The sequence below is a fragment of the Streptomyces poriferorum genome (assembly GCF_019399235.1).
Lineage (GTDB): Bacteria > Actinomycetota > Actinomycetes > Streptomycetales > Streptomycetaceae > Streptomyces > Streptomyces poriferorum.
Genome location: NZ_JAELVH010000220.1, coordinates 1 through 11,339 on the forward strand (window position 1 = coordinate 1; position 11,339 = coordinate 11,339).

General features: G+C 70.1%; 9 protein-coding genes. 5 read left to right on the top strand and 4 right to left on the bottom strand.

Annotated features, from left to right (window positions below):
- The 3 genes from JGS39_RS29315 to galU all read right to left on the bottom strand — a co-directional run.
- Positions 1-321, bottom strand: a 321-nt coding sequence (locus JGS39_RS29315; RefSeq protein WP_308120780.1) for a cyclic pyranopterin monophosphate synthase MoaC, incomplete at its 3' end; no start/stop codon positions are given.
- A 122-nt stretch (positions 322-443) separates the two neighbouring features.
- Positions 444-1,754 (bottom strand): molybdotransferase-like divisome protein Glp, encoded by a 1,311-nt coding sequence (gene glp, locus JGS39_RS29320; RefSeq protein ID WP_219572690.1) that lies wholly within the window; start codon positions 1,752-1,754, stop codon positions 444-446.
- A gap of 4 nt (positions 1,755-1,758) precedes the next feature.
- Positions 1,759-2,661, bottom strand: a complete 903-nt coding sequence (gene galU, locus JGS39_RS29325; protein ID WP_219572692.1) for a UTP--glucose-1-phosphate uridylyltransferase GalU — start codon at positions 2,659-2,661, stop codon at positions 1,759-1,761.
- Between the two features lie 107 nt (positions 2,662-2,768).
- Here galU and JGS39_RS29330 point away from each other — a divergent pair, with 107 nt between their 5' ends.
- Entirely contained in the window at positions 2,769-3,353 is a 585-nt protein-coding gene (locus JGS39_RS29330) for a 5-formyltetrahydrofolate cyclo-ligase (RefSeq protein ID WP_219572694.1), read from the top strand.
- 49 nt (positions 3,354-3,402) lie between these two features.
- Here the strand turns inward: JGS39_RS29330 and JGS39_RS29335 are convergent, their stop codons facing one another.
- Positions 3,403-6,153, bottom strand: coding sequence for a penicillin acylase family protein (locus tag JGS39_RS29335; protein ID WP_219572696.1), 2,751 nt, complete (start codon positions 6,151-6,153; stop codon positions 3,403-3,405).
- A 276-nt stretch (positions 6,154-6,429) separates the two neighbouring features.
- On the opposite strand from JGS39_RS29335, the gene JGS39_RS29340 reads away from it, so the two are divergent.
- From JGS39_RS29340 to JGS39_RS29355, 4 genes are all read left to right on the top strand, one after another.
- The gene (locus JGS39_RS29340) at positions 6,430-7,992 is read left to right on the top strand and encodes a potassium/proton antiporter (protein ID WP_306070421.1); all 1,563 of its coding nucleotides are present in this window, start codon (positions 6,430-6,432) and stop codon (positions 7,990-7,992) included.
- 304 nt (positions 7,993-8,296) lie between these two features.
- Positions 8,297-9,580 carry an MFS transporter gene (locus JGS39_RS29345; protein ID WP_219572697.1) on the top strand — a complete coding sequence of 428 codons (1,284 nt, stop codon included), beginning with the start codon at positions 8,297-8,299 and terminating at the stop codon, positions 9,578-9,580.
- A gap of 66 nt (positions 9,581-9,646) precedes the next feature.
- Positions 9,647-10,021 carry an FmdB family zinc ribbon protein gene (locus tag JGS39_RS41725; protein WP_219572698.1) on the top strand — a complete coding sequence of 125 codons (375 nt, stop codon included), beginning with the start codon at positions 9,647-9,649 and terminating at the stop codon, positions 10,019-10,021.
- 143 nt (positions 10,022-10,164) lie between these two features.
- Positions 10,165-10,998, top strand: a complete 834-nt coding sequence (locus JGS39_RS29355; protein ID WP_219572700.1) for an S-methyl-5'-thioadenosine phosphorylase — start codon at positions 10,165-10,167, stop codon at positions 10,996-10,998.
- Positions 10,999-11,339: the final 341 nt, after the last annotated feature.

Genomic DNA, 11,339 nt, shown 5'->3' on the forward strand with positions numbered 1-11,339 from the left:
GGTCGACCTGGCCGTGGCCGACGACGCGGTGGAGATCACGGCCACGGCCAGGTCGACCGTGACGCCGGAGACGGCGAGGGGGTGACAGAGCGGGATCAGGTCCGGGGTGCGCTTGGCGCCCATGATCCCGGCGATGCGCGCGGTGGCGAGGGCGTCGCCCTTGGGGACCCCCTCGCCACGGAGCAGCTCGATGACACGCGGCGAGACGAGGACCCGGCCGCTGGCGCGGGCGACGCGCGCGGTGACGTCCTTCGCGGAGACGTCGACCATGCGGGCGGCGCCCGCCTCGTCGATGTGCGTCAGCCTGTTCTGCGTACTCAACTAACTCCGCCTAGCGGTAGGGCGCCGGTTGCCCCGGTGCTGCACCGGGGTGCAGGTCCGGGGTCCGGGGGGTGTCCCCCGGAAGGCACAGCGGCAGATACCGTACCGCCACCGGGCGCCGGTCAGCGGAGCAGGATCACCTCGGTGTCCGCGCCGGGCTCCGCGGAAGTGACGTCCTCGGGCAGCACGATCAGCGCGTCCGCCTGGGCGAGCGCAGCGATGAGATGGGATCCGGAGCCGCCCACGGGGGTGACGGTGCCCGCCTCCGCGTCGTACGTCCCGCGCAGGAACTGCCGCCTGCCGGCCGGCGAGGACAGGGCCTTGTCGGTGACCAGCGAGGCTCTGGCCGTCGGGCGGTTCACGTCGGGCAGACCCATCAGGGTGCGGATCGCCGGTCGTACGAACAGTTCGAACGAGACGTAACTGGAGACCGGGTTGCCCGGGAGGGCCAGCAGCGGGGTGTGGTCCGGGCCGATGGAGCCGAAGCCCTGCGGCTTGCCCGGCTGCATGGCGAGCTTGCGGAAGTCGACGCCGCCACCCGGTTCGTCCTCGTCGCCGACGGAGGACAGGGCCTCCTTGACGACGTCGTACGCGCCCACGCTGACGCCGCCGGTGGTGACGACGATGTCCGCGCGGATCAGCTGGTCCTCGATCGTGGCCCGGAGCGTCTCGGCGTCGTCGGAGACGGCGCCGACCCGGTAGGCGATCGCTCCGGCCTCGCGCGCGGCGGCCGTCAGCGCGAAGCTGTTCGAGTCGTAGATCTGGCCGCCGCTCAGTTCCTCGCCGGGCTGGACCAGTTCGCTGCCGGTGGAGATGACGACGACGCGGGGGCGGGGCCGTACCTTGACCGTCGACCGGCCGATCGCGGCGAGCAGACCGATCTGGGGCGCCCCGATCACCGACCCCGCTCGCAGCGCGAGGTCGCCCGGACGCACGTCGCTGCCGCGGGCCCGGACGTGGGCGCGGGCCCCGGCCGGGCGGTGGACGCGGACCTCTCCGGCCGCGCCCTCCGGTGCGTCGCTGTGGGCGCGCATCGCGGCGGCGGGGCCTTCGCCCGTGCCGCCGTCGGTCCACTCCACGGGGACCACGGCCTCGGCGCCGGCCGGGAGCGGGGCGCCCGTCATGATGCGGGCGGCCTCCCCCGGCCCCACGCGCTGGTCGTCGCCCAGTCCGGCGTCGCCCGCCGCGACGTCCCCGATGACGGTGAGGACGGCGGGGAACTCCTCGGTGGCGCCCTCCACATCGGCGACGCGGACCGCGTACCCGTCCATCGAGCTGTTGTCGAAGGGCGGCAGGGCAATCTCCACCACGACGTCCTCGACCAGGACGCAGCCCTGGGCCTCGGGCAGTTGCAGCTCGATGGGTTCGAGCGGCCTCACCGCGGCGAGGATGTCTTCCAGGTGCTCGTCCACCGACCAGATCGTGCTGCTCAAGGTCCTACATCTCCTCGGTGACGTAACTGCGGAGCCAGGTCCGGAAGTCCGGGCCCAGGTCTTCACGTTCGCACGCGAGTCTGACAATGGCACGGAGGTAATCGCTCCGGTCACCGGTGTCATAGCGGCGGCCCTTGAAGACGACGCCGTGCACCGGGCCGCCCGCCTTCTCGTCCTCGGCGAGGAGCTGGAGGGCGTCGGTCAGCTGGATCTCGTCGCCGCGGCCCGGCTCGGTCCTGCGCAGTATGCCGAAGACCGCGGGGTCCAGGACGTAGCGGCCGATGATGGCGAGATTGCTGGGCGCGTCGGCCGGTTCGGGCTTCTCGACCAGGCCGGTGATCCGCATCACGTCGGCCTCGGCGGTCGGTTCGACGGCCGCGCAGCCGTACTGGTGGATCAGTTCGGGCGGGACCTCCATGAGCGCGATGACGCTTCCGCCCTCGCGCTCCTGGATCTCCACCATGCGGGACAGCAGCGGGTCGCGCGGGTCGATCAGGTCGTCGCCCAGCAGGACCGCGAACGGCTCGTCGCCGACGTGCGGCTCCGCGCACAGCACCGCGTGGCCGAGGCCTCTCGGGTCGCCCTGGCGGACGTAGTGCATGGTGGCGAGGTCGCTCGACTCCTGGACCTTGCGCAGCCGTTCCGCGTCGCCCTTGCGGGTCAGCGCGGACTCCAGCTCGTAATTGCGGTCGAAGTGGTCTTCCAGGGGCCGCTTGTTGCGGCCGGTGATCATCAGTACGTCGGAGAGCCCGGCGGCGACCGCCTCCTCGACGACGTACTGGATGGCAGGCTTGTCGACGACAGGCAGCATCTCCTTGGGAGTGGCTTTGGTGGCCGGCAGGAAGCGGGTACCGAGGCCCGCCGCCGGGATGACAGCCTTGCTGATCCCGTGGTTCGACTGAGTCATGCGCAGAACCTTAACGGTCACGCATGGGCGGAAGATGAGCCTCCGGTTAACTTTGTACTCAAATATGCCGGTACGAGAAATCTGTGGGTGCCCCGTTGAACACCGACATGTCCGCAAAGACACTACTGAGGCGTGAACTGCTCGCCGCGCGACGCCTTCTGACCGGCGAGGACATCGAGCGGGCCGCCACGGTCCTGGCCCGTCGCGCCCTCGAACTCCCGGAGGTGGCCGGGGCCCGCACCGTCGCCGCGTACGTCTCGATGGGGAGCGAACCGGGGACCCGCACCCTGCTGGACACACTGCGCGCGCGGGGCGTACGCGTCCTGCTGCCGGTGCTCCAGGCGGACAACGACCTGGACTGGGCGCCGTACGAAGGAGCAGAGGGTCTCAGGAAGGCCGGGCGCGGGCTGCTGGAGCCCGCCGGGACGCCGCTCGGCCCCGACGCGGTCCTGGACGCCGACGTGGTGCTGCTGCCGGGCCTCGCCGTGGACGGGCGCGGGATGCGGCTCGGCCGCGGCGGCGGCAGCTACGACCGGGTGCTGGCCCGCCTCGCGGCGGCCGGGGCGCACCCCGCGCTGATCGTCCTGCTGTACGACGACGAGGTGACCGCACGGGTCCCGGAGGAACCGCACGACCACCCCGTGGACGCCGTGGTGACACCGGCCGGCCCGCGGCGCTTCAGCGACGGCTGAAGGACCGCAGCGCCTCGGAGGCAGGCCTCCGAGGCGTGTCGGCCCGCCCCTACGGCTTCAGGGTCAGCGTGTCCTTCGTCGCCCCGGCCACCGCGTTCGTCCCGTAGGACCAGTCGAGCAGTTCGCCGTTGACCCACTTGTCGGTCTGGTCGGTGTAGTGCGCGCTGAACGCGTGCCCGGAGGCGCCGGTGAGGTTGATCCAGCGGGACTTGTCCCAGTCCCCCACGTTGACGACCATCCGCATCGACGGGACCCAGACGACCTCGTAGCCGCCCGCCGCGTTCCAGCCGGTGGCGTTCACCGCGGCCTCGCCGCCGCCGAGGTTCCAGGGGCCTCGGTTGAGCACCCGCTGGAGCAGTCCGGGGCCTTCCGTGCCGAGGGTCTGGTTCTTCAGGGTCAGCTGGTGCAGCCGGCCCCAGCTCCACGTGGTGATGTCCTTGCCGAGCTTGGCGGTCAGCTCCCAGCGGGCGTCCTCCATGGCGCGGGCGAAGAGCTCCTCGCGGTTGTCGGTCGCCCGGTCCTTGCGGTTCGCCGGCGCCTTCCACCAGGCGCTGTCCGGCTTGTCCATGAGGTTCGCGACCACCTGGTACCAGCGGTCACCGCCGTCCGGCTGCGCCGAGTCGGCGTCGCGCTGGCCGCATTCGCGTACCAGCCGGTCCTGCTCGTCGACCGGACCCGAGCTCTTGGCCGGGGGCACGTTCAGGCACTCGCCCTCGACGCGCATCTCCTTGGGCAGCTTGTCGCCGAAGGCCAGCTTGAGGATGTTGCGCCAGACCGCGTTGAAGTACGCGGCGGCCGCCGAGTCGGCCTCCTGGGTGTAGTCCCAGCCCTCCAGCAGCTTCTGCGCCTCGCGGATGTCCTTGTCCGAGATATTGATCTTCATCAGCTCGGGCACCAGCAGCGCGGCGATCTCGCTGGTGTTGTCCATCTGCATCTTCTGCATGTCTTCGGTCGAGATCTTCCCGCCGCCCTTGATCTTCGACTCGATGAGGTCGTTGATCCGCTGACTGCGGCTGCCGTAGCCCCAGTCCTTGGTGAGCATGTACGGGTACTTGTCCTCGTCGATCACGGCCTGGTTGGCGGTGACGACGAAGCCGCGCGCCGGGTCGTACTCGTAGGGCAGCTCGTCGAACGGGATCGGGTCCTTCTTCCAGCCGTACGACGAGGACCAGCCGGGGCTGGGCATCGTGCCGTCGCCGGACTTGCGGACCGGGATCCTGCCGGGCGCCTGGTAACCGATGTGGCCCTTGGTGTCCGCGTAGATGAGGTTCTGCGAGGGAACCTCGAAGTGCTCGGCCGCCGCACGGAAGGTGGTGAAGTCCTTGGCCCGGTTCAGCTCGAAGACGGCGTCCATGGAGTGGCCCGGCTCCAGCGCGGTCCACTTCAGCGCCACTCCGTAGCCGTCCGCCCGGTCGGGGGCGGCATTGCTGACGGGGGCCTTCTGGCCGACCTTCTCCAGCTCGCCGCTGCGGTCGGAGACCAGCGGGCCGTTGTTGGTCTCGCGCACGGTGATGTGCCGGCTGTCGCCGCCCGCGACCTTGATGGTCTCCTCGCGGACGGTGAAGGGCTTCACCTTGCCGTCGTACAGGTAGCCGTCGCCGGAGACCTTCTCCAGGAAGAGGTCGGTGACGTCGGCGCCGAGGTTGGTGAAGCCCCAGGCGATGTCCTGGTTGTGGCCGATGATCACACCGGGCATGCCGGAGAACGTGTAGCCGGCGGTGTCGTACTTGCAGGTCGCCGAGACGGCGCGGCAGTGCAGCCCCATCTGGTACCAGAGCGAGGGAAGCTGCGGCGCCAGGTGCGGGTCGTTCGCCAGCAGCGGCTTGCCGGTGGTCGTGTACTTGCCCGCGACGACCCAGGAGTTCGACCCGATGCCGGTGCCGTTGGGGCCCAGCAGCGCGGGAATCTCGTCAAGGGTGTCGGAGAGCGCGCCGAGCTGGGAGGTCAGGCCCTCCGTCGCTCCCTCGGCGGTCGCCGAACCGGTGCCGTCGGAGGGCGTCGCCTCCGCGTCGAACTTCCCGGTGACCGGGGAGATCCCGCCCTCGCTGACGATCGGCTTGTGCTTGTCGTACGGGTACGCCGGGTACAGGTCCTCGATCTGGTCCGCGTCGAGCCGGCTCGTCATCAGCGAGCGGTCGATCTCGTCCTGCATGTTGCCGCGCAGGTCCCAGGCCATGGCTTTCAGCCAGGCGACCGAGTCGACCGGGGTCCACTCGGTGGGCTTGTAGTCGTTGGTGAAACCGAGGGCCGCGTACTCGACGGAGATGTCCGCGCCGTCGCGGCCCTTGAGGTAGGCGTTCACGCCGTCCGCGTACGACTGGAGGTTCTTCTTCGTCTCGTCCGACAGGACGGTGTCGTACTCCTCCTGCGCGACCTTGCGCCAGCCCAGCGTGCGCAGGAAGGAGTCCGTCTCGACCTGGCCGGAGCCGAACATCTCGGAGAGCCGGCCGGCCGTCATGTGGCGGCGGACGTCCATCTCCCAGAAGCGGTCCTGCGCCTGGACGAAGCCCTGGGCGCGGAACAGGTCGGCGTCGGAGTCCGCGTAGATCTGCGGGATCCCGTAGCTGTCGCGCTTCACCTCGACGTTGCTGTCGAGTCCGGCGAGCCGGATCGTCCCGTTGGTCTGCGGGTACGAAGCGCGCACGGTGGATACGGACCAGTACGTTCCGTAACCGACACCCGCGACAAGCGCCAGCACCAGGACGATCACGATCAGGCGGGCGCGTCGCCCCTTCTTCTTGCGCGGCCTGCCGCCGGCGGAACCGGTGGAGCCGGAAGAGGCGGTTGTATTGGCGGGCATCGCTGTCCTTCGAGGGGCAGGGTGGTCCTGGGAGTGCAGGAGCAACCATAGGCGCAGCGTCGAGGCCACTCGGACGCGGTATCAGGATGGCTCGAATTGCGTAGCGATCGTACGAATACTCGAACGCATCAAGAAAACGTTAAAGATTAGGTAAGGTAACGAAGTACCGGCCACCGGAAGTCGATCCGGCAGGCGTACGCAGGGAAGGACCGGCCACTGACTGTCCACGCGCTCAACGAACTCCTGCTCGTCTGCTCACTTGTCCTGCTCGTCGCGGTGGCGGCGGTACGCATCTCGTCGCGCAGCGGGCTCCCCAGCCTGCTCCTGTATCTCGGCATCGGGATCGCCATGGGGCAGGACGGGTTCTTCGACGTCAAGTTCGACAACGCCGAACTGACGCAGGTGATCGGCTACGCGGCCCTGGTCGTGATCCTCGCCGAGGGCGGCCTCGGCACGAAGTGGAAAGAGATCAAACCCGCGCTGCCCGCGGCCGTCGTCCTCTCCCTCGTCGGCGTCGGCGTGAGCGTGGGCGTGACCGCGGCCGGAGCGCACTACCTGGTCGGCCTGGAATGGCGGCAGGCGCTGATCATCGGCGCGGTCGTCTCCTCCACGGATGCCGCCGCGGTCTTCTCCGTCCTGCGCAAGGTGCCGCTGCCCGCCCGGATCACCGGCGTCCTGGAGGCCGAGTCCGGCTTCAACGACGCCCCCGTGGTGATCCTCGTCGTGGCCTTCTCGACCGTGGGACCGGTCGACCACTGGTACGTACTGGTCGGCGAGATAGCCCTGGAGCTGGCGATCGGCGCCGCGATCGGCATCGCGGTCGGCTGGCTCGGCTCGTACGGACTGAGGCATGTGGCCCTGCCCGCCTCCGGTCTCTACCCGATCGCCGTGATGGCCATCGCGGTGTCCGCGTACGCGGCGGGCGCGATGCTCCACGGAAGCGGATTCCTCGCCGTCTACCTCGCCGCGATGATCCTCGGCAACGCCAAACTCCCGCACTGGCCCGCCACCCGCGGCTTCGCCGACGGACTCGGCTGGCTGGCCCAGATCGGCATGTTCGTCCTGCTCGGACTCCTGGTCACGCCGCACGACCTGGTCGACGACTTCTGGCCCGCCGTCGTGGTCGGACTGGTGCTGACCGTGGTGGCCCGTCCGCTGGAGGTCTTCATCTCGCTGGCGCCCTTCCGGCTGCCCTGGCAGGAGAAGGCCCTCATGTCCTGGGCCGGGCTGCGCGGCGCGGTGCCCATCATCCTGGCGACCATTCCCATGGTGTCCGGAATCGAGGGCTCCACCCGGGTCTTCAACATCGTCTTCGTCCTCGTCGTCGTCTACACGCTCATCCAGGGACCGACGCTGCCCTGGCTCGCGAAGGCCCTCAAGATCGCCGAGGATCCGTCCGAGACGGCCGACCTGGGCATCGAGTCGGCGCCCCTGGAGCGGCTGCGCGGCCATCTGCTCTCGGTCGCCATCCCCGCCAAGTCGAAGATGCACGGCGTCGAGGTCGGCGAACTGCGTCTGCCCGCCGGAGCCGCGGTGACGCTGGTCGTCCGGGACGGCAAGAGCTTCGTGCCCGCGCCCTCGACCGTGCTGCGCCGCGGCGACGAACTGCTGGTCGTGACGACCGACCCCGTACGCGACGCGACCGAGGCCCGGCTGCGCGCGATCGGTGAGGGCGGCAAGCTGGCCGGCTGGCTGGGGACCGGCCCGACCGCCACCGACGAGACCCTCGCGGGACCGAACGTGGCCAACGCGCTCAAGGCGGTGAAGAAGCTGGGCAGGACGGACGACCACCGGAAGCACGACGGCCGGGCCGCCCGGGATGCCAAGGCGCACCACTGAGGACACACCCGCGTTCACAGGTCAAAAGGGTCGAGTCGGACACAATCACAGGTGCTCCAGGGCTTTTGCCTGTAGCATAAAGAAAACCCAGATCGACCTATTTGATCCACCAACTCTGCCTGACGCAGAGCTGGCGCGACCGTATGGCGGTCGTGGCGTCCTCCGCCTCTGCTGCGAGCGCCCGGCATCTACCGCAGTTCCGCGCGAAGAGGACAGCTCTCGGCAGCTCCTGACCGGGTCCGCACCCACGTGCCGGCCGGGTACCGCAGGGGCACGGCCACCAGGCGGCAGAAAGGCAAGGACCGTGGCGTCCACGGTCTCCGACCGCCCCGGATACGGGCAGTTGCTGCGCACCCCGGGTGCGTGGACCTTCCTCCTGCCGGGCTTCGCCGCACGGCAGCCCTTCGCGATGCTGACCATCGGCATCGTCCTGCTCGTCCAGCACACCACCGGTTCGTACGGCAGCGCCGGCGCCGTCGCCGCGGTGACCGGGGTGTCCATGGCCCTGTTCGCTCCGCAGACCGGCAAGCTCGCCGACCGCTTCGGGCAGCGCGCCGTGCTGCTGCCGGGCGTCCTCGTGCACACGGCGTCCGTCTCGGGCCTGACCGCCCTGGCGCTGGCGGACGCCCCGATGTGGGCGCTGTTCGCCGCGGCCGTTCCGACAGGCGCCTCCGTCCCGCAGATCGGACCGATGGTCCGGGCCCGCTGGGCCGCCGTACTCGGGGCGGCGCCGGGCCGGGAGGCCTCGCCGCTCATGTCGACCGCGGCGGCCTTCGAATCGGTGACGGACGAGTTCACCTTCGTCATCGGTCCGGTCCTCGCCACCGCACTGTGCACCGGCGTGCACCCGGCGGCGGGACTGATCGCCGAGGCCGCCCTGACCCTGTTCGGCGGCCTGTTCTTCGCCGCGCAGCGCGCCACCCAGCCCGCGGTACGCACCACCGGCCCCGCCGGATCACAGCGGCACGTCTCCGCACTGTCCATCCCCGGCGTACGCGTGCTCGCCGTGGCCTTCCTCGGAATCGGCGCGGTCTTCGGCGGGATGCAGGTCTCGCTGACCGCCTTCGCCGAGGAGATCGGCAGCCCCGGAGCGAACGGGCTGCTGTACGGGATCTTCGCGGCCGGCAACATGCTGGCCGGCATCGCCTGCGGCGCCATCGCCTGGAAGACCGGCCCGCGACGCCGGCTGATCGCCGGATACGCGGCCCTGACCCTCACCGCGTCGGGCCTGTGGGCGGTGCACTCGGTGCCGCTGCTGGCCGGGCTCGGACTGCTGGTCGGCCTCTCCATCGCACCCGCTCTGATCAGCGGCTACACCCTGGTCGAGGCCCTGGTCCCGGGCTCCGCACGGACCGAGGCGTTCACCTGGCTGACGGGTGCCGTCGCACTCGGCCAGGCGGCCGCGGTGACGGTGGCCGGGCGGCTCGCGGACGCCCATGGCGCGAGCACCGGATTCCTGGTGCCGCTGGTGGGCACGGTGCTGGCTCTGGTGACGTTGGTGGCGCTGCGTTCTCGGCTGCTTCCGAGGTCTTCGGGGCGGACCGTGGCACGTGGGATCGGTCACCGCGGACCGGTCACGGTGGACTGATCCCGCGGAATACGTCAGTATGGAGCGTCGTTAGCACTCATCGAGTCAGAGTGCCAGGAGGAACAAGTGCCGACCTATCAGTACCAGTGCACCGAGTGTGGCGAGGGCCTCGAAGCGGTGCAGAAGTTCACCGATGACGCCCTCACGGTGTGCCCGAGCTGCGATGGACGCCTGAAGAAGGTGTTCTCGGCGGTCGGCATCGTGTTCAAGGGTTCCGGTTTCTACCGGAACGACAGCCGTGGATCCTCGTCGAGCAGCACGCCGGCCCCGGCCGCTGCGAAGGCCTCGGGTTCCGGATCGTCGTCCTCGACGGGATCGGACGCGAAGTCGTCGTCCTCGTCCTCGACGTCCTCCTCCGGTTCGTCCGGCTCCCCGACGGCGTCTTCCTCGTCGTCCTCTTCTTCTTCGTCGTCCTCGTCGAGCGGTTCGTCGGCCGCCTGAGGCGCCTGCCCGACCGTTGCACCTGGCTTCATCGAGAACCCTGCCGATTCACTCGGCGGGGTTCTTGGCGTTTCGCTGGGTGGGGTCCTCGCCGTTTCCCGCCCGGCTGCGTCTCGCGCCGGGCGAACGCCTACTGTGACCGCATGGTGAACGCAGAGATCGGTGTGATCGGCGGTTCGGGGCTCTACTCCTTCCTGGAGGACGTCACCGAGGTACGCGTGGAGACCCCTTACGGAGCGCCGAGCGACTCCGTCTTCCTCGGCGAGATCGGCGGCCGACGGGTCGCCTTCCTCCCCCGTCACGGCCGCGGCCACCATGTACCGCCGCACCGCATCAACTACCGCGCCAACCTGTGGGCGCTGCGTTCGGTCGGCGTACGCCAGGTGCTCGGCCCGTGCGCGGTGGGCGGACTGCGGCCGGAGTACGGGCCGGGGACGCTGCTCGTGCCGGACCAGCTGGTCGACCGCACGAAGACCCGTGTCCAGACGTTCTACGACGGGGAGACCCGGGCGGACGGAGTGGCGCCGAAGGTGGTGCACCTGGGCTTCGCGGACCCGTACTGCCACGAGGGGCGCAAGGCCGCCCTCGCGGCAGCTCGCGGACGGGACTGGGAAGCGGTGGACGGCGGGACGCTCGTGGTCGTCGAGGGGCCGCGGTTCTCGACCCGGGCGGAGTCGCGCTGGCATGCGGCGATGGGCTGGTCGGTGGTCGGGATGACCGGGCACCCCGAGGCCGTGCTCGCCCGTGAGCTGGGCCTCTGCTACACGACGATGACGCTGGTGACGGACCTGGACGCGGGCGCGGAGGCCGGCGAGGGCGTCTCCCACGAGGAGGTGCTGAAGGTGTTCGCGGCCAATGTCGACCGGTTGCGTTCGGTGCTCTTCGACGCGGTCGCCGCGCTGCCGGCGGAGGCGGACCGGGACTGTCCGTGCGCGCACGCGCTGGACGGGATCGAGACGGGGATCGAGCTGCCGTAGGCGCTCAACGCCTGCGGTCGCTCAAGCGGCGTCGCTCGGGCGGCGTTTCTCCAGCGGCGTCGCTCACACAGCGTTCGTTCAGCGACGTCGCTCAAGTTGCCTTCCTCCAGCGGGTGATGGAGTTGCCCACATCGTGTGGACCGTCCACAGGGCTCAGCGGGAATCTCGCGGGTGGTGAATCGTGGGTGCTGTCCGGCCGGCCTTCTCCGGCCGCCGGACCGCTCGATCCGATTCATCTGAACTCGTTCCCTGTTCCCTGAACTCCCCTACCGCAGGCGGTGTTTGGCATGTCTCCGTACGGATCCCTCTCCTCCTTCTCCTCCCCCTCCGCGCCTCCGTCC

What these genes read in the sequence shown, in the direction of transcription:
- galU (WP_219572692.1), bottom strand. Translation starts at nt 2,661, where the DNA reads ATGACTCAGTCGAACCACGGGATCAGCAAGGCTGTCATCCCGGCGGCG.
- JGS39_RS29330 (WP_219572694.1), top strand. Translation starts at nt 2,769, where the DNA reads ATGTCCGCAAAGACACTACTGAGGCGTGAACTGCTCGCCGCGCGACGC.
- JGS39_RS29335 (WP_219572696.1), bottom strand. Translation starts at nt 6,153, where the DNA reads ATGCCCGCCAATACAACCGCCTCTTCCGGCTCCACCGGTTCCGCCGGC.
- JGS39_RS29355 (WP_219572700.1), top strand. Translation starts at nt 10,165, where the DNA reads ATGGTGAACGCAGAGATCGGTGTGATCGGCGGTTCGGGGCTCTACTCC.